This is a genomic window from Butyrivibrio sp. AE3004 (assembly GCF_000703165.1).
GTDB lineage: Bacteria > Bacillota > Clostridia > Lachnospirales > Lachnospiraceae > Butyrivibrio.
On record NZ_JNLQ01000002.1, the window covers coordinates 1,753,927 to 1,778,271 of the forward strand.

At 40.3% G+C, this 24,345-nt stretch carries 26 protein-coding genes; all 26 read right to left on the minus strand.

Annotation, left to right across the window (positions count from 1 at the left end; all coding sequences use genetic code 11):
• Nucleotides 1-2: 2 nt before the first annotated feature.
• Nucleotides 3-560, minus strand: a complete 558-nt coding sequence (locus BV60_RS0110675; protein ID WP_029321645.1) for a 4Fe-4S dicluster domain-containing protein — start codon at nucleotides 558-560, stop codon at nucleotides 3-5.
• 31 nt (nucleotides 561-591) lie between these two features.
• Complete coding sequence (locus BV60_RS0110680) at nucleotides 592-1,677, minus strand: hydrogenase large subunit (protein WP_029321647.1); 1,086 nt, start codon at nucleotides 1,675-1,677, stop codon at nucleotides 592-594.
• A gap of 120 nt (nucleotides 1,678-1,797) precedes the next feature.
• Nucleotides 1,798-2,130, minus strand: a complete 333-nt coding sequence (locus tag BV60_RS0110685) for an NADH-quinone oxidoreductase subunit C (protein WP_029321649.1) — start codon at nucleotides 2,128-2,130, stop codon at nucleotides 1,798-1,800.
• Nucleotides 2,130-2,768: an NADH-quinone oxidoreductase subunit B family protein gene (locus BV60_RS24205; RefSeq protein ID WP_051656662.1), complete on the minus strand. Its 639-nt coding sequence runs from the start codon at nucleotides 2,766-2,768 to the stop codon at nucleotides 2,130-2,132. The genes BV60_RS0110685 and BV60_RS24205 overlap by 1 nt, the downstream gene beginning before the upstream one ends.
• A 10-nt stretch (nucleotides 2,769-2,778) precedes the next feature.
• The gene (locus tag BV60_RS0110695) at nucleotides 2,779-3,651 is read right to left on the minus strand and encodes a respiratory chain complex I subunit 1 family protein (protein WP_029321654.1); all 873 of its coding nucleotides are present in this window, start codon (nucleotides 3,649-3,651) and stop codon (nucleotides 2,779-2,781) included.
• Nucleotides 3,651-5,588 (minus strand): NADH-quinone oxidoreductase subunit 5 family protein, encoded by a 1,938-nt coding sequence (locus BV60_RS0110700; protein WP_242840971.1) that lies wholly within the window; start codon nucleotides 5,586-5,588, stop codon nucleotides 3,651-3,653. The genes BV60_RS0110695 and BV60_RS0110700 overlap by 1 nt, the downstream gene beginning before the upstream one ends.
• Nucleotides 5,589-5,718: 130 nt before the next feature.
• The gene (locus BV60_RS0110705; protein ID WP_029321656.1) at nucleotides 5,719-6,156 is read right to left on the minus strand and encodes a MarR family winged helix-turn-helix transcriptional regulator; all 438 of its coding nucleotides are present in this window, start codon (nucleotides 6,154-6,156) and stop codon (nucleotides 5,719-5,721) included.
• A 176-nt stretch (nucleotides 6,157-6,332) separates the two neighbouring features.
• Nucleotides 6,333-6,620, minus strand: coding sequence for a cell division topological specificity factor MinE (gene minE / locus BV60_RS0110710; protein WP_029321657.1), 288 nt, complete (start codon nucleotides 6,618-6,620; stop codon nucleotides 6,333-6,335).
• Between the two features lie 15 nt (nucleotides 6,621-6,635).
• Nucleotides 6,636-7,424 (minus strand): septum site-determining protein MinD, encoded by a 789-nt coding sequence (minD, locus tag BV60_RS0110715; protein WP_029321658.1) that lies wholly within the window; start codon nucleotides 7,422-7,424, stop codon nucleotides 6,636-6,638.
• A gap of 21 nt (nucleotides 7,425-7,445) precedes the next feature.
• Nucleotides 7,446-8,204: a septum site-determining protein MinC gene (locus tag BV60_RS0110720; protein WP_051656663.1), complete on the minus strand. Its 759-nt coding sequence runs from the start codon at nucleotides 8,202-8,204 to the stop codon at nucleotides 7,446-7,448.
• A gap of 99 nt (nucleotides 8,205-8,303) precedes the next feature.
• Nucleotides 8,304-9,254 carry a translation elongation factor Ts gene (gene tsf, locus BV60_RS0110725; RefSeq protein ID WP_029321661.1) on the minus strand — a complete coding sequence of 317 codons (951 nt, stop codon included), beginning with the start codon at nucleotides 9,252-9,254 and terminating at the stop codon, nucleotides 8,304-8,306.
• Between the two features lie 58 nt (nucleotides 9,255-9,312).
• Nucleotides 9,313-10,050: a 30S ribosomal protein S2 gene (gene rpsB, locus BV60_RS0110730; protein WP_029321664.1), complete on the minus strand. Its 738-nt coding sequence runs from the start codon at nucleotides 10,048-10,050 to the stop codon at nucleotides 9,313-9,315.
• 221 nt (nucleotides 10,051-10,271) lie between these two features.
• Nucleotides 10,272-11,213: a hypothetical protein gene (locus tag BV60_RS0110735; protein ID WP_156036063.1), complete on the minus strand. Its 942-nt coding sequence runs from the start codon at nucleotides 11,211-11,213 to the stop codon at nucleotides 10,272-10,274.
• 33 nt (nucleotides 11,214-11,246) lie between these two features.
• Nucleotides 11,247-12,614: a DUF6115 domain-containing protein gene (locus BV60_RS21965; protein WP_051656664.1), complete on the minus strand. Its 1,368-nt coding sequence runs from the start codon at nucleotides 12,612-12,614 to the stop codon at nucleotides 11,247-11,249.
• A gap of 31 nt (nucleotides 12,615-12,645) precedes the next feature.
• Entirely contained in the window at nucleotides 12,646-13,005 is a 360-nt protein-coding gene (locus BV60_RS21080; RefSeq protein ID WP_035777228.1) for a hypothetical protein, read from the minus strand.
• Between the two features lie 66 nt (nucleotides 13,006-13,071).
• Complete coding sequence (locus tag BV60_RS0110750) at nucleotides 13,072-14,655, minus strand: FapA family protein (RefSeq protein ID WP_051656665.1); 1,584 nt, start codon at nucleotides 14,653-14,655, stop codon at nucleotides 13,072-13,074.
• A 106-nt stretch (nucleotides 14,656-14,761) separates the two neighbouring features.
• Complete coding sequence (locus BV60_RS0110755; RefSeq protein WP_029321672.1) at nucleotides 14,762-15,535, minus strand: FliA/WhiG family RNA polymerase sigma factor; 774 nt, start codon at nucleotides 15,533-15,535, stop codon at nucleotides 14,762-14,764.
• A 16-nt stretch (nucleotides 15,536-15,551) separates the two neighbouring features.
• Entirely contained in the window at nucleotides 15,552-16,181 is a 630-nt protein-coding gene (locus tag BV60_RS0110760) for a hypothetical protein (RefSeq protein WP_029321674.1), read from the minus strand.
• Nucleotides 16,178-16,663 carry a chemotaxis protein CheD gene (locus tag BV60_RS0110765; protein WP_029321676.1) on the minus strand — a complete coding sequence of 162 codons (486 nt, stop codon included), beginning with the start codon at nucleotides 16,661-16,663 and terminating at the stop codon, nucleotides 16,178-16,180. The genes BV60_RS0110760 and BV60_RS0110765 overlap by 4 nt, the downstream gene beginning before the upstream one ends.
• Nucleotides 16,664-16,675: 12 nt before the next feature.
• The gene (locus BV60_RS0110770; RefSeq protein WP_029321678.1) at nucleotides 16,676-17,314 is read right to left on the minus strand and encodes a chemotaxis protein CheC; all 639 of its coding nucleotides are present in this window, start codon (nucleotides 17,312-17,314) and stop codon (nucleotides 16,676-16,678) included.
• A 14-nt stretch (nucleotides 17,315-17,328) separates the two neighbouring features.
• A complete protein-coding gene (locus tag BV60_RS0110775) occupies nucleotides 17,329-17,808 on the minus strand; it encodes a chemotaxis protein CheW (RefSeq protein ID WP_029321680.1) in 480 nt (159 codons plus the stop codon).
• Between the two features lie 108 nt (nucleotides 17,809-17,916).
• Complete coding sequence (locus BV60_RS0110780) at nucleotides 17,917-20,082, minus strand: chemotaxis protein CheA (protein ID WP_029321682.1); 2,166 nt, start codon at nucleotides 20,080-20,082, stop codon at nucleotides 17,917-17,919.
• Between the two features lie 158 nt (nucleotides 20,083-20,240).
• Nucleotides 20,241-21,314 carry a protein-glutamate methylesterase/protein-glutamine glutaminase gene (locus BV60_RS0110785; protein WP_029321685.1) on the minus strand — a complete coding sequence of 358 codons (1,074 nt, stop codon included), beginning with the start codon at nucleotides 21,312-21,314 and terminating at the stop codon, nucleotides 20,241-20,243.
• Entirely contained in the window at nucleotides 21,315-22,037 is a 723-nt protein-coding gene (locus BV60_RS0110790) for a flagellar brake protein (RefSeq protein ID WP_026509950.1), read from the minus strand.
• Between the two features lie 30 nt (nucleotides 22,038-22,067).
• Entirely contained in the window at nucleotides 22,068-22,988 is a 921-nt protein-coding gene (locus tag BV60_RS0110795) for a MinD/ParA family protein (protein WP_051656666.1), read from the minus strand.
• 49 nt (nucleotides 22,989-23,037) lie between these two features.
• The gene (flhF, locus tag BV60_RS0110800) at nucleotides 23,038-24,345 is read right to left on the minus strand and encodes a flagellar biosynthesis protein FlhF (RefSeq protein ID WP_029321689.1); all 1,308 of its coding nucleotides are present in this window, start codon (nucleotides 24,343-24,345) and stop codon (nucleotides 23,038-23,040) included.

The window sequence follows — 24,345 nt, forward strand, 5'->3', positions numbered from 1 at the left end:
TATTATTCGTCTTTCTTTTCAAGATCAGCTTTTTTAGCTGCATTAGCTGCTGCAGCAATCTGTGCTCCTGTAGGGCCTGCAGGTTTTGCAGCATTTGCTGCTGCGGCATTAGGTGCTCCTGCCGGTGCAGCATTTCCTGCTGCTGCGGCTTTAGCGGCTGCAACGGCAGCTGCTCTTTCCTTAGCAGCCTTCATCAAAGCTTCCTGAGCAGCTATAGCCTTTTCAGATTGCTTAAATGTCTTTGTAATCTTTTCTGAACCGGGTTCAGTAAAGTGTGTATCCATTGAAAGGCACTTCTTAGGACAATTATCTACACAGCATCTGCACTGTATGCAGCTCATAGGTCTTATAGACCAGGTTTTTGCAGCCTTATCAACAGTTATTGCATGTGTAGGACACTTTATTGAACAAAGTCCGCAAAGCACACATACGTCCATATCATTCTGTACATGTCCGCGTGTACGCTCAGGATATACCTTAGGCTCGAAAGGATATTTACGAGTCGCAGGTTTTGAGAACAGATTTTTAATTACTTGTGTATTAAAATTTATAAGACTCAAATCTTCCTACCTTCTTTCATTCTGATTAGCGTTAGCGTTCTGTACAACTGATACATGGATCAATAGTAAGTACAAGAATCGGCACATCAGCAAGATCACATCCTGCAAGAACATCAACAAGAGCAGGTATATTAGCAAATGTAGGAGTTCTTACTCTCATACGATCTATAAGCTTGCTCCCGTTTGCCTTTACATAATAGAGTGCCTCACCTCTGGGCTGCTCTATTCTGGTCATATATTCGCCATTAGGGAACTGGTTAGGCTTTACAGGAACATCAACAGGACCTGCAGGCATCTTATCTATGCACTGACGTATGATATCAATAGCCTGATATATCTCCTTAATACGTACTTCTGTACGAGCATATGAATCGCATCCGGTACTGATAATAGGTTCAAACTCGACCTTATCATAAGCACAATAACCTGTTGATCTGATATCTCTGGCAATGCCGCTGGCACGAAGAAAAGGACCTGCTGTTCCAAGAAGATCTGCCTTCTCGGGAGTAAGTATACCAACATCTACAAGACGATTTTTTACTGCAACATCATCAAAGAATGGCTTACTAACAATACCAAGGCCTTCTTCGATACTATCGAGTCTCTGACGGAAAGCCCTGAGCATATCATCAGGAATATCTCTCCTTAGCCCACCTATCTTCATAATAGAAAATATAACTCGACCACCTGTTGCTATTTCAAACATGTCAAGAATCTCTTCACGGATTCTCCAGCATTCCATGTAAAGTGATTCAAATCCAAATGCATCTGCAAGAAGTCCAAGCCATAGCATATGAGAATGCATTCTGCTTAGCTCGGATAACATGGTTCTTAAATATAGAGCCCTTTCCGGAACTTCAAGATCCATAATATGTTCGACTGCATCGCAATATCCAAGTCCATGTCCAAGGGAACAAATACCGCAAATACGCTCTGCAACATATACCATTTCATGAAAATCTTTTTTATCTACAAGTTTTTCCAAACCACGATGTATAAATCCAATAGAAGGAATGGCCTGAACAACCTTCTCATCCTCCAAAACCAAATCAAGGTGTATCGGTTCAGGCAGTACAGGATGCTGAGGTCCGAAAGGAATAACACTTCTGGTTGACATAGAATCTCCTCTTTCTAAAGATAATTGTTTCATCAGCCTGTTGTATTAACAAAACTGAAAAACGTTAATTATAAATCCATGGCCGGCACTATTAATTTACAAGTGCTTTGCCCAAATAAATTACTTAAAAGGTGTTTCTATAGCTGTTCTATAGAAAGAACCTTTATAATCAAGACTGATCATCTGAATGTCTATTCCAAACAGATCATGCATCTCATTTTCATAAAGAAAAGCACATGGAAATACATGGCTTATACTATTTATTGACTGATTTTCAGAAAGGATTATCTTAACCTGGCACACTTCAAGTGCTTTGCCAAAGCTATAAACAAGTTCATACCCATCAGCGGTTCTGGTAGCACATTGCTGCATAAGATGATACCCATCAAATTTAAGCCTCTGCGCCTCGTCGATGACCTCTTCCGCCTTAACACTCTTAAAATCCATATTCATCAGGCGTTTCCTCCTTCATCTTTTTTAGGTGCAGCTACGGGTGCTGCAGGCTTAGGAGCCGTTTTTGAAGTCTGAGCAATCTTGGCTTCAGCCTGCTCACGAAGTGCTTCTTCTGTTAACACAGCATCATACTGCGTAGCAGGATCATAATCCTCTGCCTTCATACGAACAGCAATCTTACTATAATCAACTGTACAGTATCCCTGCTTCATTGATTCCTTAACTTTAACTCTCTTCTCTTCAAGAATAGCAAGGGCCTTAACAACACCATCAATAAGTGCTTCAGGTCTTACTGCACATCCGGGAACATAAACATCCACCGGAACAACTTTATCGGATCCACCTAAAATGTTGTAACATTCCTTAAAAATGCCACCATCACAGGAACAGATACCACAAGCTATTACAACTTTGGGATCCGGCATCTGATTGTAAAGCTGTCTGACAACCGGAGCTGTCTGTGCATTAATACCACCGGTAAGAAGGAGTATATCAGCATGTTTAGGATTTCCTGTATTTATAATTCCGAATCTTTCAACGTCATAAAGTGGAGTCATTGTTGCAAGAACCTCAATATCACATCCATTGCAACTGGATCCATCATAATGTAACACCCAGGGTGATTTTGAAATTTTCATAGTTTCTCCTTTATTTACCAATTACACTGAGAATAAGAAGGTTAGTTCCTGCACAAACAAGAATCACAACCCAGCTGCTAACCAGCATAGCCATGTATTTAACACGAGGAAATACATTATCAATCAGTGTCTCCATAAGATAGAATATTACACAAGCAATAAGAGCCCAAACAATGCTGATAGGATTGTTATAAATAAAGAACATAGCAACAATACCCATCATCAGTACTTCATCATACCACTCTGCTATCTCATAGAAAGCAAGATTAGTACCTGAAATATCTGAAGTAAGACCCTTAACCATCTCCTGGTGTGCGTGATGAGATGTACTCATGTCAAAAGGAGATTTTCTGAATTTAATGGTAAGTATGAACAAAAATCCAATAAGCATACCCGGAATCTTGTAAACAGCAGGATTAGCTGCCTGAACAAGATCATTTACCATAAAGCTGCCGTTTGCTTCATAAAAACCTATTGCAACAAGCAGGATCATAGGCTCGTAGCACATCATCTGAAGAAGTTCTCGGTTAGCTCCAAGTGCACTGTAAGGTCCGTTTGTTGAGTATGCAGCAAGTACCATCATAACCTCTGACATTGACAGAGCAAAAAATACAAGAAGCATATCGCCGCCGCCAAAGAAAAGTGCACCGGTAAAAATTGTAAATATAAGATATGCTATAACAAACAGAACCTGGATGCTGTTAACAACGGTTGTCTGCTTAGCAAGAAGCTTATATACATCATAAAAAGGCTGGAAAAGAGGCGGCCCCTGTCTTCTCTGCATACGAGCTGATACAACACGGTCGATACCTTCCATTAATCCTCCGATTATAGGAGCAAGTAATATATAAAGAACTACTTTTATAACTGTTGTTAAAATCATCAGAAAGCACCTCCGCATACAATAATCAGCATTACGATTACTATAATAGCTGAAATCACAATACTGGGCGCAAGAAGCTTATCCTCTCCAAAATATTCTGTCATATACCAGTTTGACATATAAAGAGGTCTCTCCTTACCAAAAGAGTCAATATAATGACGGTCATCTCCGGCATTAACACCGGCTACATAAGACATAGTCATCTTACTCTTCTTACCTATAGCGAGTAATCTGCTTCCGATAGGAATAGCAAATATCATTGCTACCATAATCATCATGATAATAACGTCAGATCCTCCGATAACATTCGGAATATTCTTATGGAAAGCCTCGTTAAGAATAGGTTGAACCATTATATCTGACATCTTCGGGAATGCAAAACACATAATAATAATCATACATGTAAGAGGCACCAGAGAAATCATTTCACTCTTAGGTGTGATATCCTCAAGTTCATATGACTGATGAATAACAGTACAGATTTTTCCAAGCCATTTTGCCCAATAAAATAGAGTTGAACCTGAGCCAAATACAAGGAAAAGAACCAACCATACTGAATTTGAATCAACAAATGATTTAAGCGCAGCCCATTTGGAAACAAGCATTCCGAAAGGAGCCATAAACATTCCACATATTCCGATGATCATAATAAATGCAAGCTTAGGAAGCTTTATGATAAGTCCATGCATATCTTCCACGTCACGGCTGTGCATGCAGTTTTCAATATCACCGACTGTCTGGAAAAGAAGTGATTTTGAAACAGCGTGGAAAAGAATAAGCATTGTAGCAGCCCAAACGCCCTCGGTAGTACCTGTTCCTGCACATGCAGTAATAAGACCAAGGTTTGAAATTGTAGAATATGCAAGTACCTTTTTTCCATCGCTTACTGTTATAGCAAGAAGTGATGCAGCAAAGAATGTAAATCCACCTATAACGGTAATCATTACTCCCGTGAAAGTTCCCTTCAGCATAGGTGAAAGCCTTATCAGCATATATACACCGATTTTAACCATGGTTGCTGAATGAAGAAGCGCACTACTGGGTGTAGGTGCGACCATCGCTCCAAGAAGCCATCTTGAAAACGGGAACTGAGCACTCTTTGTAAGTGCAGCAAATGCAATTAATGTAACAGGAACCATTACAAACATATTCTGTCTGGGAATAATAGCTGTAAGCTGGCTTAAATTTGCAATCCCCATTCTCAGATTGCAAATAAGAAGCGCTACAGCAAATCCACATCCACCCAAAAGATTCATCCATAAAGCTCTGAAGCTGTTGTTGATGGCCTCTTCCGTTCTTGTATAACCGATAAGAAGAAATGAACATACACTGGTAATTTCCCAGAAGAAATAAATCCATCCCAGATTATCTGAAACAATAAGACCAAACATAGCTCCCACAAATACAAATAAAAGTGCGAGAAAATAGTTTGATCTGTCTTCAACATCAGTATGATGATTGTGGTAATCCTTCATGTATCCAACTGCATAAATACAAATAAGAATACCTACAAAACCTACTATGAGTATCATCACTGCAGAAAGGAAATCAACTCTTATATGAGCATATCCTTCAACAGTATATCCCGAGAAGTCCATTGCAAGAACCGGAATAGTTCCTATCATGGATAAAAGTATAGCATAGTATTTTTTGTACTTAAGACTCAGGAAAATAACGATGCCCATAAGAAGGAGTTCGCCTCCCATAATGATATGGTCATGAGGAGCTGTTGCTGTCAGGTAAGTATTATGCGTTGTTCCTTTCATGGAAAGCACTCGAATGCCAACCATGATCGCAGTCGCCATAACACTGAAGCCTCCTACAATTGCAACAAAATTGCGCAGAAGTGATGAATTCCTTATGCAGAACATGAGAACTGCTATAACGAATGGGAAAAGAATAAGGAAACTCACTGCTTTAAGTATTGATATAGTCAAAGAATCTCCACCCCTTTCAGGATAAAATTTATTAGCAGTTTACGACAATAAAAGTCACAAACATGCCTTAAATATACTACCACAAATTAAATACTTTTACATATAAATTCGTGATAAAAATAACAATTTTTTAACGAACATTGTCAATAATCATATAAAGTAGTCTATATAATTCTTTTGCATCATTTTCATTAAGCTTAACACAGCTTCCAATCTTGGCGGGAATATCCTTTGCCTTTTCCTTCAATGCTTCTCCTTCTTTTGTTATTGAAACAAGAAGATTTCTTTCGTCAGTTTTAGATCTGGTACGCTTAAGATAGCCTTTATTCTCAAGCTTTTTTAGAACAGGAGTAAGTGTTCCGGAATCAAGAAATAAGCATTCTCCCAGAGTTTTTACATTCATTTCTTTCTTATCCCAAAGGACCATCATAGTAATATATTGAGTATATGTCAGATCCACTTCATCAAGAAATGGTTTATATGCCCTTATTATCTCTTTTGAACAAGCATATAGTGGAAAACACAGTTGATTCTCCAATTTTAATCCATCATAATTCTCTTTACTCATTTTTTCCTCCTGGCGATATTAAAAAGTAATATAATATATTTAATTGTACACAATAATACTACTTACTGTATAATATCAATCTTTTCACATTTTTTCAATGAATTTTATAAATATATAATCAAAATTTAAAAATATATTTGCATATTAAAAGGATGCCTATAAGCATCCTTTTAAGCTTATTCCTTAACGGTATGTTTTACATTTCTTATCGGAATATTGGCATAAAGCGCAGGTACGCTTTTTCCGTCTGCCTCAGTTCCTTCGGTTTCCATCTGAGTAAATTTTATATCAAGTCCGGCCTGGTCAACCTCAACATACTTAGACAAAACATCAAGTATGTCATTTTTTATTCGTTCCATGATCTCCGGTGAGCAGCTCGATCTGTCTGAAACAAGAACCAGCTTTAGGCGATCCTTAGCTGCCTGTCCTGAAGATTTTCTTTTAAAAATATCAGTCAGTTTCATAGCTTATCCCCCTCATCACTTACGGAAAACTTTTGCTATGGCTGCAAAAAGTCCTTTTTTATCATCAAGATTAAGGAAAGGAACAGATTCACCAAGTATTCTTCTGCAGATATTCATATATGCCTGTCCGGCCAATGAACTGTCACCTGCAAGAGGTTCACCGTTATTGGTTGCAATGACGATGCTTTCATCATCCGGAACAACTCCAAGAAGTTCTACAGCAAGTATATCTATAACATCCTCAGCGCTCATCATATCACCACGCTTAACCATATCAGGTCTAAGTCTGTTTACAACAAGCTGCGTTTTACCTATTTCGTTTGCTTCAAGTAAGCCGATAATTCTATCTGCATCACGTACTGCAGATACTTCAGGCGTTGTTACGACTATAGCTCTCTCCGCACCCGCAATGGCATTTTTAAATCCCTGCTCAATTCCAGCAGGACAATCCATAATTACATAATCAAATTCCTGCTTAAGATCATCTGCAAGTTTTTTCATCTGATCAGGAGTTACGCTTGTCTTATCTTTTGTCTGTGCAGCAGGTAAAAGAAAAAGTGTATCATATCTTTTATCTCTGATCATCGCCTGCTTCACCTTGCAGCTGCCTTCTACAACATCTACAAGATTATAAACAATACGATTCTCAAGCCCCATAACCACATCAAGATTTCTAAGTCCTATATCGGTATCTATAAGTACAACCTTTTTGTTCAGCTTAGCAAGCCCGGTACCAATATTAGCTGTGGTTGTTGTTTTTCCGACTCCGCCTTTGCCGGAAGTTACTACTATTACTTCTCCCATTCCATCCTCCGTTTTATAAAATTAAATAAATCGATTATCGCGCAAAAATGCGGCGCCATATGTATCTTTTACAATATGTCCATCCAAAATGTATGCCACCTCAGTATTCTTTTCCGAAGTGGTTTTCATGAATTTTCTCATTTTAATCTTTGGTCCCTTATCAGAATCAGGTGAAATAGCTATAGCATTAGCTATTCTGACCTGTAACGGATCAAATTCAAGTGCCATTATAAATGCGTTTTCATCCCCTTCAGATCCCGCATATGCACTACCTCTAAGTGAGCCGAGAATAAAAATACTGCCTTTTGAAGTTATGGAAGCTCCCGGCTTTATATCACCCATAACTACAACACTTTTATCAAATACTATTGATTGTCCGGATCGCAGACTACCTGTATGAACTACAGCCAAATTCTTTTCTTCGTCAAGTCTGGCTTCGTCAAATGCAGTTTCATCATTTAATTCTGTTGTCTGTTCCTGCACAACCAAATCAGCCTTTTGAATATAGCTTGCAAAAATCCTGTCCGTTTCAGGATCTTCTCTTAACACACAAGTGATGTTAATATCACAGTTATTTGAAATAACTTCCAATATTTCATTTTCTTCTCTGTCATAAAGGATTCTGCCTCTTATTATCATCCCCATAGAAGCTTTTCCCAAAAATGAACGAGAATCATGAAATTTGGTAGCTACCTCTTTTATTAGAATATCAAAAGAAATCTTAGGATCAAGTTCAAGAATAATACCGGAACCGGTCCCCTTGAGATTAACAACTCCCATCTACCGTAATTCCTCCCGACAAAACTATCATATGTATAAAAACCCTTGCCGTCATTATTAACGGCAAGGGCAATCACATTTTATATTATGAGATAGGAATTACTGCATTCCTGCCTGCTTAGCAACCTCTTCTGCGAAGTTCTCTTCTCTCTTCTCAATGCCTTCACCGGTCTCAAAACGAATGAAACGCTTGATTGAAAGGTTTGCACCATTCTCTTTAGCAACCTGAGCTATATACTGAGCAACAGTCTGCTTGCCATCCTCAGCCTTAACATATACCTGCTCATTTAAGCAGATTTCCTTAAGTTCCTTCTGAAGACGTCCAACAAGCATCTTCTCGATGATCTGCTGAGGCTTTCTCTTTCCTTCAGGAAGCTCCTCATTCTCTTTTGTAGCCTGAGCAAGGAGGATTTCTTTCTCGTGATCCTTGAAGTCCTGAGGAACATCGTTCATATCAACATACTTCGGATAAAGAGCTGCAATCTGCATTGCAACGTTCTTAAGAGCATCCTTGATGTTGTCGTTTACAACATCAGTATCAGCCTCAACAAGAACTGAAATTCTTCCGCCGCCATGAACATAAGGAACAACGATACCATTCTCAGCTACAACCTTCTCGAAACGACGAATGCTGATTTTCTCACTGATAATAGCTGTAATCTCGATAAGTGCTTCCTGAACAGTCTTTGATCCATCAAGAATCCACTTCTCAGCCATAAAGCTATCCATATCCTTTGACTCTGTCTCAGAAGCCTGCTTAGCAACTGCTTCAACAAAGTTCTGGAACTGTTCGTTCTTAGCTACAAAGTCAGTCTCTGAATTAACTTCTACAACAGATGCTGTCTTGTCATCCTTTACAGCTACTCTTGTAAGACCTTCAGCTGCAATTCTGCTAGCCTTCTTCTCAGCCTTAGCCTGACCATTTTTTCTAAGATACTCTACTGCTGCATCCATATCACCGTTTGTCTCGGAAAGAGCCTTTTTGCACTCCATCATGCCTGCACCGGTAGATTCACGTAACTCTTTAACCATTGCTGCTGTAATAGCCATCTAAAATATCCTCCAAGATTAAATTATATATTGAATGAAGTTCCGTCTCGCTATGAGATTATTCTTCTGTAGTCTCTTCCTCAGAAACCTGCTCCTCAGATGTGAGGTTCTCTGCACCCTGGTTAGCCTCGATAACAGCGTCAGCCATCTTACCAACAAGAAGCTTTACTGCACGGATAGCATCGTCATTACCGGGAATGATGAAATCAAGTTCATCAGGATCGCAGTTTGTATCACCGATACCGATAAGTGTAATTCCAAGTGCCTCTGCTTCCTGGATGCAGATTCTTTCCTTCTTAGGATCTACAACAAAGATAGCATCAGGAATTCTCTTCATATCACGGATTCCGCCAAGAACCTTGTTAAGCTTTTCATATTCTTTCTTGAGCTGTGCAACTTCCTTCTTGGGAAGAACATCAAATGTTCCATCTTCCTGCATCTTCTCAAGCTTCTTAAGACGCTCGATTCTGCTCTGGATTGTACGGAAGTTTGTAAGCATACCGCCAAGCCATCTCTCATTTACATAGTACATACCGCAACGCTCAGCCTCAGTCTTAACTGCATCCTGTGCCTGCTTCTTTGTACCAACAAAAAGAACTGTACCACCCTGTGAAGCAATTTCAAATACTGCCTTATAAGCTTCATCAACCTTTACAACTGACTTCTGAAGATCAATGATATGGATACCATTTCTCTCTGTGAAGATGTAAGGAGCCATCTTAGGGTTCCATCTTCTTGTCTGGTGACCAAAGTGTACACCTGCTTCAAGTAACTGTTTCATAGATACAACGCTCATGTTATTACCTCCATTTGGTTAATCTTCCGCACACCTTTAACTTTTGAGCCGAAGGGGCGTTACTTCCTTCGAAAGCATTTCATCCTATCCAAACAGAACACCGGATGAAATCTGGATGTACGTGTTTATTTGTGACTCTGTGCGCCAAAAAAGGGCATAATAAAAGCCCATATGCTCACAGCTTCATTAGAATACCATGATTTTGGGCTTTTGACAAGATATTATTTTGTTATTATTGCAGCTATTTCCTCAAAGGACAATCCTTTGGGTATCTGTTTTGTCCCTGATCTGATGCTTCTGTCTTTACCTGTACTTACAAGATATTTATTGAATTCAACGCCATCTTCAATTACACCGGCCTCTCTGAGTATTCTTGCACAGTCATCGGATTCGCTTCCACTTGGCAAAACAACAACTATATAATTCACATCCTCTGAAGAACTGTTTCCTTCAACAGATGTCTGCTGTTTTGCTTCATCAGCATCAGGTATCCCCGTAACGTTTTCCTGTTGTGTTGCCTCAGTTTGTAGGGAATCTGTAGCAGCTGCCTGTTTTTGTGTTTCTCCAATATTAGAAGAATTTGTATTTTGTGAATCCTCATTTACAGATTCCTGTTTGGCAGAAATTTCCGAATTAGCAGTATCAGACCCACTTGTTTTATTTATTATTTGGGTTGTATCAGTGGTTGTACTATCCGTTGCTATTGATGTTTCTGAGTTTTCTTCACTCTGTGCTTCCACAACATCTGTAGTAGCGACCTTATTGGAATCATCAGCAGCGAGTTTAACATCCTCCTCGGATTCAATGCTTTCACTGCTTTCGCCAGCTGTTCCTCTTTCTTCCGTCTCTTCAGCCACTTCCGGAACTGATTCACCTGCCGAAGGCTCCCCTTGGTCGATTTTTTCAAATATTTCTTTTCCTTCTTTATCCATTTCCTTATCGGATGCAGGGTTATCATTTTCATCTGTTCCCTCCGGAATCTTAGCGGTTTCCGAATAACTTGACAAGGTGCTTTCGGCTTCAACCATTCCCAGTTGTTTCGCTCTTCTTTTTATTTCCTCGTCACTCATCTTATTGCCGGAATTACCAAGAACAACACCCATAATTATAGATGTGAGAACAATCCCGAGCCCAAGGCCTCTTAAGTAATATTTTAGTTTCATAGTAAGTATATTTGTCCCCCAAAACAGTTTTCTTTACATAATGGATGTACGGTTTTTCTTATGTTTTCCGGCAAGATCAATAACAAGCTTAACCTCACCTATTCCAAGTCTTAATTCACGTGCAATAACAACTGCTGACTTCCCGGCTTTATGCATATCAAGAATCTTCTGATTACGTGATACCGGGTCGCTCACCATCTCTGTATCCCGGACAGTTTCCTGCACAACAGTCTTTTTTCTTGGTACATCTGCAATCGAAACAACCTTTGCTGGAATTTCTTCTTCAGGATATCCGTTTCCATATGTGGTAAAGTCATCAGCAGGTTGAGTCTGTATATCATTCACAGTTGGAACCGCTTCATCCATATAGTCATCTTCATTTGATTCAGGCCAATATGTATTTTGGAATTCTTCAGCAGCCTCTTCGTTATACTCATTTTCATAGTACATTGCCACAGGCTGTTCAGATCTGATCACACGATTATTAGTCTTTGCTGCGGCTGCTTCATCAGCGCGATCAAGTATATCGGATAAAGATGAAAAATGTGGTTCGATTGCAAAAGGAGAACTGGCGTCAAGTCCTGCCTGTCTCTTGGCTTTTTCTTCAAATTCAGCTCGTCTCTTGGCTTCTGCCTCAAGCTTTGCTTTTCTCTTTTGTTCCGCCTCAAATTCAGCCCGCCTTTTTGCCTCTGCTTCAAGTTCTGCCTGCTTTTTAGCTTCTGCTTCAAGCTCTGCCTGTCTTCTTGCCTCAGCCTCAAGCTTTGCTTTTCTTCTTGCTTCAGCTTCAGCCTGAGCCTGTCTTTTAGCTTCTGCCTCAAGCTCTGCCAGACGTCTTGCCTCAGCTTCACGCTGAGCTTTAATTCTTGCTTGTTCTTCACGCTTTGCCTGTTTTCTGGCAGCTTCTTCAAGTTCAGCCTGTCTCTTGGATTCTGCTTCAAGCTCTGCCTGTCTCTTGGCTTCTGCTTCCTTTACCTCTTTTGCAGCACGATTAGCCTCAGAAACTGTGTTTTTGAGGTTCTTGTGCTTGTCATTCAGCATATCATACATAAAAACTACTTCATCATGATTTTTATGGATATCATTCATGACAGTATCTGAATATTCACTAATTGCAGACATCTTCTCATTAGTAACACGGTCCATCGCACGTTCAGCCTTATTAATCGCTTCCTCCATGCAATCATCAAGCATCTCATCCATCTGGGATTTTGAATTTTTTATAGCCTTGGAAACCATGTCATTTATTCTCTGATTAGCCCCATCATAATCAAAGCCGGAAGAGTCTTTTCTACTAGGAATAAGATACCCTAATATTACCGCCAGGATTCCGACGGCGATTAATATAATTTCCGTAACACTTATCATAACATCCCCACTCGAGCTTCTGTATTCCGCTCCCATTCAGAATACACTCCCTTGTATTATAAAGTGTTTAAATTTTGAAGTCAAACCCGGAGGAAATATGCATGTCCAAGGGTTTTCCGTCAGCTCCGATCAGAGTTTCCGTTAGTTTCTCCAGTTCCTCAGGCGATTTATAATGATTTTTTCCTTTTCCGCCATTACCAAAATATTCATTTTTTCCTTTTTCTTTGGCGTCATGCTTTTCCTGTTTCTGCTGATCAACATTTTCTTTCTTTGTAACAGAATTTGATTTTTGATCTACTTCCTTATTAAATTCTGTCTGCAGAGCATTCTGATCGGTAAAAACTTTGTTGTCTTCATTTTGTTTGATCTGTGAAAAATCATTTGTTCTTGCCACCGAACCCTGAAAGTCTATTCTGCCTATCGACATATTTTCCTCCTTTCTCCCCTGTATCTCCCCCTTTAAACATTATATCGGTCAAAACAACGTGTATAATTAGATTGGACTTGTCTTAACAACCCCGTCCCTTAATACAAATCTGCAATATGTAGACTCAGTTTTAACAGTAGTTTGCTGATCCCCAATATGTATCGTTATTCCGGGATAAGCTGTCCCCTCAACAACAACATACGCATCTTTTGAATCTGCAAGTTTTTGCTGTAACTCATTAAGTTCATTGGTGTTTTTTTCAATCTGCGAAGTCAATACCTTATTCTGAGTGATGAGCTGCTGTGCCTGTCTTGTCTGCTCAGGAGAAAGCTGCTGGCCGCTCCTAAGTCGTTTTGTTATAGATTCAACGGTAGGTTTAATATTTTCAAGTCTTTTAGACGAATCCGAAATAGCTTTTTGGAGTTCTCTTATTCTTATCTTAAGGCCCGGATCAGCTCCAACCTCAATTATAGTTGTTGCTCCCATATCACTGCCAAGATCCTTGGCAGTAATTCTATCAGTCGCAGTAACTCTTCCGCCTGCAATGAATCCCTTTTTTCCGGAAACATTTATTTCAGTTCCCGAAGAAACACTGGAATGAAGTATACTCTCACTCGTTATGCTTCCTTTTGCGCTGACTTTGGCATTCTCAATGAACTTTGTAACGATGTTACCGCCTGCCTTTATTTCGCCCTTCCCCATACCGTTTATACCGCGTTCGAGGATAATATCATTTCCGGCAGTAAGACTGGCACCTTCAACAACACCCTTAACCAAAATATTTGCTCCTGCTTTTATTGAAAAGCCGGCTGCCACAGTCCCCCTTACTTCCACACTACCGTCATAATTGACATTACCGGTTGCCACGTCAACATTCTCAAATTGTATTACATTGCTTACAGAAACTTTTCCCTGTTTAAGCGTAACATGGCCGTCCGTTTCTGAAATAAGGACAAGTCCGTCAGGAGATAGTGATGTATTCTTCCCAACTGCAAGTTTAAGCGGTTTTACAGGTCTCGGATTTAAAACCTCACCGTAAATATTCTTTCCGGGGTCCCCGGGATCCTCTGGCGTAAGAATAGCCAGCTGCTCACCTTTTTTAACATGATTAATAATATTCAGATTAAAGTAATCAACGCTTCCATCCTCACGCATAGCGGGCTTTGCATGGAGGTCAGCCTTGAACTGATAATCTATTCTTGCGTTACAGCCTTCTCTTGTTTTTGTTCCTCTTGCAACAACAATTTCCTTACAGTATTCTCTGAAATCAAAATAATCATTTATATTATCAATATCTATACCGTAAATAATATTTCTATATTGCAGATCCTCGAGAAATTCTCTTTTAGACATATATTCAGCATTTTCTGAAGGCGCATAAAAAAATGCCGAGGCTTCCATACGGTCTCTGGAAATAGTAAGCCTGTAGCTTTCTCTCTCAGGATAGCAGGAATTGTCATTAAGAATTACTATCTCTCCTGTTGCTTCCGTAACAGCCTCGTTTAAAATGGCCGGTCTATAGCTGATTACTCGCTCTTCCAGGTATTCTTTAACGTCATCATATTTTACAGCATGCCCGTCTTCGGTAGGCCCATAGACTTTAATACCTGTTGAAGTGGGCATAGTGATTAGCTGAAAATAACCGTTCATTAATACCCTCCTCTATAAACTATAGTTTATATTTAAATGTTGGCAAAGGTTCGTTTTTATAATAGCGATTAAAAGCATGACAACAACTTGACTAAAGATGTGATCATCAGCCAAGTTGTGTCAGTATTCCCATATATTTTCCGAGTTTTTCACGCATCTTTTGAAGAGCTCTTGTATGGAGCTGTGAAACTCTGGATTCAGAAACTTCTAATACATTACTGATTTCTTTCAGAGTAAGCTCTTCATAGTAATACAAAAGTATTACTTTCTTTTCTTTATCTGTAAGAAGCGCAAGACTCTCTGCCAGCATCTTCTTTAATTCTTCTTTTTCTATTGCCTCTTCAGGCTTTTCAAAGCTTGACGCAAGATTATTGGTGTCCTCGGGAACATCACTTCCCTGTTCCATAAATTCATTAAGGGAAACCACACCCGTAACCTTCATCTGATTTTGCCAGTTAACATATTCATCGTCGGAAATGCCGAGCTTAGCAGCAATTTCCGTATCTGTTGCAGGATGTCCCTGCTCCTTCTCAATTTCATGAATGGCAGCTTCGATCTTTTTCTGTTTTTGTCTTATGGTCCTGGGTATCCAGTCCATTTTTCTTATCTGATCAAGAATCGCACCTCTTATTCTCACACTGGCATAAGTTTCAAACTTAACATCCTTCATGAGATCAAACTTATCGATAGCATCAATAAGTCCGAAAATACCATATCCAACAAGATCATCATACTCAACATTGAAACCTAAATACATGGAAAGGCGTCCCGCCACAAGTTTTACCAGCGGAGCATATTCCAAAATAAGCTTCTCTCTGAGTTCGGGTGCTTTATTCTTATGATATTCATTCCAAAGCTTGCTTCTTCCGGCTTCATCCATAAGTTAACTATCCCTGTTAAAATTTCGAAAGGTCTGGACCTAAATCGAAATCGTCACTTTCTCCAAATGAATCATATTCATCCGGTAAATTTTCATTCTCTTCGGCTTGTTCGGCAGCAAGTCTTTCAGCCTCTTCAGCAGCAAGTCTTTCAGCCTCTGCTGCTTCTTCCTCTGTAATACGTGCAACCTGTTCATCAGCCTGCCTTTGAGCTATTGCGTCCTCCTGTATCCGAATTGCCTTTTCCTTATCGGAATTCAGGGTATCAAAATGAACAACCAATAGCTCAAAAAGCCTGCCGACTATGAAAAAAATCACAAGTGACAAAAAGAGCGTTTTAATCCAGGCTCCGATTTCGTAATGCTGGAGCATCGTATATATAGCTATAAAACCACTGCCCATAAGCATTACGATAGCGGTAATCAGCCTGGTCTTCGGAGCCTCAGTAATGGTGATAGTCTCCGTTCTATACTTTTTCTCTTTTTTCTCTTCCTCCGGCTTTTCCTCAGGATCCTCATCAGCAGAATCCTCGCCGGCTTCATTAACTAATTCTTCGTCAACCACGTTCTCAGAATTATCCTTCTGAGAAGCCTTTTTCACGTTAACTTTTTTTTGGTTAATTTCTTCAGTATTTTCTTCAGCGCTCATATCGTCTTTTCCGGTTTACCTACAGCTCTTATGACAAAATTTCCATTCTCAGGATAGAAAATTACAGTACGTCCATAAGAATCTCCTGTATCCTGTGCCAATATCGGAATACCGAGTTCCTTAAGTTTTTTTATTGTAGCTGCAACATTTCTCTCTCCAACACGCATAGTTGCATTGGCGGAATTAAATGCAAACATCTGAGCACCACCGGCTATTTTTGCAACAAGACGTGATTTGCTGGCACCTTTTGCTACTACCTGCTTAATAAGTTCATCAATTCCGGTATCCGCAAATTTCGGAATATTGGAATTGTTTTTTATCTCTTTGGAATCAGGAAGCATAATATGTGCCAGACCGCCTATTTTGGTTACCGGATCCCGTACAGCAATCCCTACACAGGAGCCAAGTCCAAGTGTCGTGATTCCATCAGGACTGACGCAAATATTAAGATCGGCCATACCAACCTTGATAATTTGACTCATTCACTTAGCTCCTTATCCATTAATGGTAACATCGCCCATTCCGAGAGATGTCAAAATCTTACTGTAACCGTCCACATCAGGCAGCAGGATAAAATATCCGCTGAGAACTTCACTGTCAAAGAAAGATGTCTCAATTAGCAGAATCTTATCCCCCATCATACCAAACTCAATTGCAGGTACTGACAGGATAGCTCCCGCCATATCGATTGCAAGAAAAGGTACTGAAGGTAAAAGTTTCAAATTTGTAATCATAGAAAGTGAATTCAGGTATGATCCTGTAATAATATTGCCCACTTCCTTGATCGCAGAAAGCTCTGTGTCATCAAAAGGAACATTTTCGTCCTTATCGGTAATTCCCATAAGCATGTTTACAAGATGTCTTGCTGCTTTCATACCAAGAAGGAACATTATGCTACCGTTTATATCGCCCTCAACAGCCAGGTAAATGCCGGTCATTATCTGCTCAGCACCGCCCATCAGATCTCCAACATCTTTAAAATCAAGAAGCTTAACCTGCGGTACTGACATATCAACCTTTGTACCAAGCATTTGTGCAAGTGCAGTGGTCGCATTACCCGCTCCAATATTACCCAGTTCCTTTAGAACATCAAAATATTGGTCGGACATATTCTCCAAACTCATCTCACTCAAAGGGTTTTCCTCCTTTACGCTTTAGCCTTATCCTCTTCCATCTCTACCATTCCAAGATCAAGAATTGAAACAAGACCTCCTTCATATTTTCCAACGCCACTTATGAAGCTGTTAAGCTTTTTCCCCTTATCGGCACTGTATGTAACTTTTTCAATGCTCTTACTTCCCAGGGTAAGAACCTGATTAACCTGATCAACAATAATACCGATAAGCGTATCCTCCTCAGCCTTCAGAATAATAATACGGCTTTTATCTGTTATTTCATCCGGAGCCATATCCATTTTAAGTCTGAGACTCATAACAGGTACAATGACACCTCGAATATTGATAACGCCCTTAAGATAATGGGCAACCTGAGGTACTCTTGTTATCTGCTGCATGCGCACAATGTTATCAATATATTTAATATCTATTCCATACTGTTCGTCACCGAGTCTGATGATAATATACTGAATCAGTTCGCCGACATCTTGTGTATCTCTTAATTCATTCATAATTTTTCCCTTTCGTCAGAATTGTTCTCCTCATCCATAAACTTTTGCATTCGCTTCACTTTGCAGAACAAGGATGATATCGAAAATCAGAGATTGATTGCCTCACTTTTATGCTAACTGATTTGTATCAAGGATCAATGCGATCTCGCCATCGCCTAGGATAGTAGCACCACTGATCATGCGGCACTTATTCATGTATCTGCCAAGAGGCTTGATAACAATTTCCTGCTGTCCCATCAGTTCATCAATTACAAGACCAAATTGCTGATCACCTTTTCTTGTAATAACGACTACAAGATCTTCATCTTCATTCTTGTTACTTTCTGCATCCAGTGCATCACTTACACGAATTATAGGAGTTACGCTTCCGCGAAGATTTATAACTTCTTTATTCTCAACGGTCTTAATATCCGTAGGAGCAACATCCTCAATACTTTGGATAGAATCAAGAGGAATAGCATATTTTTCATTTCCTACTACAACCATCAGAGCCTGAATAATCGCAAGTGTAAGCGGAAGTCTAATAATCCAAGTACTTCCTTCTCCAAGCTTTGTCTTTACATCAACTTCGCCGGACAAAGACTCAACCTTTGACTTAACAACGTCAAGGCCTACGCCTCTTCCTGAAATTTCAGATACCTGCTTTGCTGTAGAAAATCCGGGATGGAAAAGAAGCTCAACAGCCTGTTTTTCAGTCATGCTGTCTGCCTGATCCTGAGTAATAACGCCTTTCTCAATAGCCTTAGCCTTAACCTTCTCGGCGTCAATACCATTACCATCATCACCAACTTCAATAACAACACTGTTACCATCCTGGTATGCATGCAGGAAAATCTGTCCTTCTTCAGGTTTTCCTCTCTCTGCACGAAGCTCGGCAGATTCAATACCATGGTCAGCACTGTTTCTCAAAAGGTGCATCAGAGGGTCACCGATCTCATCAACCACGGTTCTGTCCATTTCAGTGTCTTCACCGGTCATGGTCAGTTCCATCTTCTTGCCAAGTGACTTATTTAAATCTCGAATCATACGAGGGAATTTCTGGAGTACGCTCTCAATAGGTACCATTCGAACTTTCATGACAGATTCATGAAGATTGGTAGTAACGCTTTCCAGATATTCTATCTGCTCGTTTACGTTGCCACTTACAATTCCTGCTGAATTAGCAGCAGATATCAAAGAGTTCTTTGCAATAATAAGCTCACTTACCAGATTCATAAGAACATCAAGTTTATCGATATCCACACGAACCGTACGGTTTACTACAGGCTTGCCAACAGGTTTCTTACCACCGGCATCCTTACCTCCTGCTGCAGGTGCTTTTTCTGCGGGCTTCGGAGCAGGTGCTGCAGGAGCTGCAGGAGCTGCTCCCTGAGCAGGCGCTGCGGGTGCTGTTCCCTGAGCAGGTGCTGCCGCTGCGTCTTCAGTACTTGTTGCGACATTGGGATCATAATCACCGATTTCACAATCCTCAATCTCCGAAACACTCTTAACTATATCTTTGATCTTATCTTTATCTTCTTCGTCTGTAGAAATAATTAGACTAAAATTGAATTCAAATTTCTCATCCTCAATATCCTGGGTTGAAGGCTCGGAAATTACAAGTTCACCAATTTCTTCAATACCCTTGAATACAAGGAATGCTCTTGCTGCCTTAAGGATACAGCTATCCTGAATCTTTACATTAAGGCCATAGAGCTTCTTGCCCTGCCCCTTGGCATCTTCCAATGTCCCTTTGGTATCAGGGTCAATCTTAATTGCTCTATAATCCTTTGTAGGGTCTGCGTCAGAAGGAGCTGCAGTCATAGTAGGAGCAGCAGCCGCTGCTTCCTGTGCAGGCGCTGCCTCCTGTGCAGGCGTTGCTGCAGCTGCATGTGCTGCTCCGCCACCTGTTCCGCCTGCTCTGATGTCAGCAAGCGCTTTTATAAGGTTGGCATTTTCCTCAGTTCCTTCATCCTGAGACTCCGTAATATTATCAACGTAAGCCTGTATAGCATCCAGACACTGAAACAGCGTGTCAATCATGCTGGAATCAATCTTGAGAGTGCCGTTACGCACATCAGAAAATACATCTTCCATATCATGGGTAAGATTCTGCATGTTCTTATAACCCATGGTTCCTGCCATTCCCTTCATGGAATGCGCAGAACGGAAAATTTCATTAATACAATCTTCGTTCTCCGGATCCTGCTCCAACTGCATGATACTATCATTCAGTGTTTGGAGATGCTCCTTTGCTTCGTCGAGAAAGACGCCTAGATACTGAGAAACATCCATAATCCCTTTACCTCCATAAGAAAAAACATCTCGTTAGCGGAAGTAATCAGGAAAATCTCATCTCTAGTAATTTCTTCACAAGGAAGTTCTGATATCGGACAGAAGTCTTTTACCGAACTAAGTAGTACACCGGGCTCGTGAGAAAACTCACCAGGTGATTACTTAACGCCAACGTTCATAATAATTTCCTGGGCTACGTCCTCAAGTGTAACGACCTGATTAACGAGACCAGCTGTTGCCACTGCCTTAGGCATGCCATAAACTGTGCAGGAAGCTTCGTCCTGACCTATGACATGAACTTTCTTTGCCGATTTCAGATTTTTAATTCCCTCAGTACCATCAGCACCCATTCCTGTAAGTACTACACAACATATTGAGTCATAGTCTGAATCCATAAGAGACTCATACATGAAGTTAGCACAAGGTCTGACACCCTCTCTGGTGGGGCCGTCCACATAATGGATTGTGTGCTTGCCGGCTGATGTAATAATATGCATATGCTTACCGCCTCTTGCAATATAGACGGTTCCTGCCTGAAGAACATCACCTTCAGCAGCTTCCTTAACTTTTATCTCAGAAAGAGAATCAAGTCTCTCAGCAAGAGAAGCTGTGAATCCTTCCGGCATATGCTGTACAAGAACAACCGGTGTTTTTAGATTTTTGGGAAGTTTGGGAATAACCGCTTGAAGCGCACGAGGCCCACCCGTAGAACTGGCAATCGCTACAATACGATTACCTGTGACCTTGTCTGCATGCTTAGCGACAATACTCACCATCTTACGAGAGGCTTTGATCTCATCGATTGAAAAAGCCTTCGTACTAACCGGCGCTCTTGACTCGCATACTGCTGCGAGTGTCCTTGTGAGCGTAGTGGTGAAATCATCGCCACGGCAATCCGAGGCACGATCCGGTTTGTGAATAAAATCAAGGGCTCCAAGTTCCAATGAATCGAGTGTTACTTTTGCGCCTTCCTTTGTGTCTGTACTACACATCATTACCTTCGCCCTTATTTTATTTTTGTTAATCTCCTTGAGTAACGTAATACCGTCCATACGAGGCATGTTTACATCTAAAATAACAGCATCGTATGATTTGGTCTTTAGAAGCTCAAGGGCTTCCACTCCGTCTTTAGCCTTATCTACAACCTGAAATCTAGAATCTGAATTAATAATATCACTAAGGACGGTTCTCATGAGTGCAGAGTCATCAACTAATAAAATTTTTTTCGACATTTAGTTTTGCTTCTTTCTAATTTTTCGTTCTTCCTCAAAGATAAAATGAATAATATCTTCCCTGGAAGTCTCGTCAATGTAGGTGTACTGTATGCGGTGCTCATACAGTCCTGGCCTGTTTTCGAGTTCCTGTACCCTAAGTACGGTGCACACCATTTCGTACTCTATATTATTAATATTTCCGGGTAGTCGATAAGAACAATAAATTGTGCTGCCTTCTTCATATTGGAAATTAGCGACAAACCGTAAACCTCCTCCACTTATGTCCACTATGACACTTCGTTGCAACGGTTTGTTGGTTCCCAAAAGTAATCCCCAATTCCGCCTGATAGCTTCAACCTCTTCCTCTGTAAAGATTCGCGATCTAAGCTCCAATGCACAGCTGAATCTGTAATATTCTCTTCGCTGTAGTCTCTGAAGATTACTAAGAAGGTCAAGAACCAAAATATAAACGTTATTACTTCGGTATCGGTCAATTATCCTTCCGTAACATTGAAACAGTCCTCTTGAGCTGTAAAAGCACAAGCTGTATTCACCATCAACCGGTAGCAATACCAGTTTCCCCTTATCCATTGGCATAAGAACTTCTATCCTGTCCTCTGACAAAATATCGGTTATCTTACTCAGGTGAATCTTTTTCGTGCGGCTGTCATCGTCCATCCAGACCTTACCGATGGCCTTCAGTTCAATTTTATTGCCTGGCGCAATATAGTCCGCAAGCATTGCAGGTACCCCTCTTACCTTTAATTTATATTACTGACCGGAAGCCTTATCTCCGGTATTTCTCTCTGAATTAAGTTTACGCCCTGTTATAATATGTGAGAAAAATGCAGCCATTCCTCTTGGTTTGTATTGTTCCATTTCGCTCTTATTCACAAGTTCCGCAGCAATCTGCTCAAACGCCTTCGAAGACTTAGAGTTCGGATACTGTATTGAAACCGGTGACTGTTGCATAACGCCTCGCGCCAGCATCTGATCCTGAGGTATCGCACCAAGATATGAAAGTGGTAGCTTTAAATATCTTGCAACAACCGCATTCAGTTTATTAAACAGTTGCTGACCCTCCTCGCCACTGGAAACCCTGTTTGAAACAACTTTAATCTTAGTGTTGTCTTTCGAAAAACGGGACTGTTGATTAAGTGCCTTAAGTAGTGAATATGAATCAGTTATCGAAGTGGGTTCCGGTGTAGTAACAAGTATTATCTCACCGCTTGCCACCAAAAATTCCATAACCGCATCAGATATTCCCGCACCCGTATCTATTATTATTGTGTCCGCTATCGCATCGAGTTCCGCAAGGTTTACTATTATATATACAAGATAATCCCTGCTCAGGTTATACATACCTGAAATGCCTGAGCCGCCGGATATAAAGCCTACTCCCTCCGGTCCCCAGGTAATGATATCTTTGATATTCTTTCCCTGATAAATCAGGTCACTTAAATTATGTTTTGGCACCGTGCCAAACATTATCTCTATATTTGCAAGTCCAAAGTCGGCATCAAGTATAATAACTCGTTGTCCCATCCTCCTGAATTGTATTGCCAGGTTTATCGATACATTGGACTTACCAACACCTCCTTTGCCACTTGTCACTGTGATAATCCTGGCAAGAGGCCTCTGTGGTGCGTTTTCTGCTTTTATAATTTTTCTTAGCTGTTCAGCCTGATCCATAAAAAAATAATCCTGTTTCTATTCTATCAAAATATCCTAAATTCTTCTACTATTTTCCACCAAGAAGCCCTTTTACGCTTTTCTGTGCATCAAAAACTGCAATATCGCTCGGAACGTTTTGACCGTTTGTAATATAAGACATAGGTGCTCCGGTGTGCATGTGTATATTATAAAGATTTCCGGCAGAACTGGTCTCATCCATCTTTGTAAAGATCAGCTTATATTTGACAAGCTCAGAATATCCGTCAGCTATCTCTATAAGGTCCCTGTATTTGGTAGTAGCGCTGAGCACCAGATAGTTCTCCGTCTCAACACATTCCTCAAGAGCATGTATGAAGCCTATCATCGTTTCTTTTTGTTCTTCGTTATGAAGACTATGCCCTGCAGTGTCAACCATGAGATAATCAAAATCCTTAAAATCTTCAGCAGCCTGCTTCATTTCTTCAATTGAATAGATAACCCTGAAGGGAATATCCATAATCGTCGCATAGGTACGAAGTTGCTCTGCCGCAGCAATTCTGTAGGTATCTACTGTAAGAAGCGCAACCTTCTTTTTTCTTGTAATGCAAAGCTCAGAAGCAAGCTTTGCTATTGTAGTAGTCTTACCGACTCCTGTAGGTCCTATAAATATTTCTGCAATAGGCCCGTCCTGACTCTCCCTGATTTTATCTGCAGGGCCGAATTTCAGAACCATCTTCTGATATACATTAGCCAACACATATTCCATGGGAATGTTTGGCTTACTAACCTTCTCAACCTCATCGGTCAGCTGATTTGCATAAATTTCATCAACCTCATTCTCAATAAGTGTGTTATAAAGAACTCTGACAAAAGATAAAGTCTCATCAGAGACAGTATTTTCTCCTTTGACCTCAATATTCTCAGATTCGGAAACTTCGGCTTTTACTTCTTCTTTTTCGTTCTTAAGATTCTTCTCTATAAGATTATGAAGGCTGTCAAGTTTTTCCTCTATAGCGCTGCTCTCATCCTGTTGAAAAGCAAACTCTCTCCCCGGAGGAGGCGCAATTTTAGGTTCAGGTGTCGGCACCTGTGAAACCTTGAGAGGTGGTATTTCTCCCTGCTCCTGCGCTTTCAAAAGTTTATCCGCCATTGACTGAGGCTTCTGAGTTTTAGCAGTCTTGTTCTGCTCCTTTACAGGCTTTACGGATCTCATATTTTTTGAAGGCTCATCTTCAAGAGCAACCGTAATCTCAATCTTTGAAGGAGAAAAAATGGCAAACAATCCGCTTTTCTTAACCGGTCTGACATTCATTATTACAATGTTCTCGCCCAGCTCCTTCTTAGCAATTTCTGTAGCCTCTGATTCAGTTTTTCCTGTGTACTTTTTAATAATCAT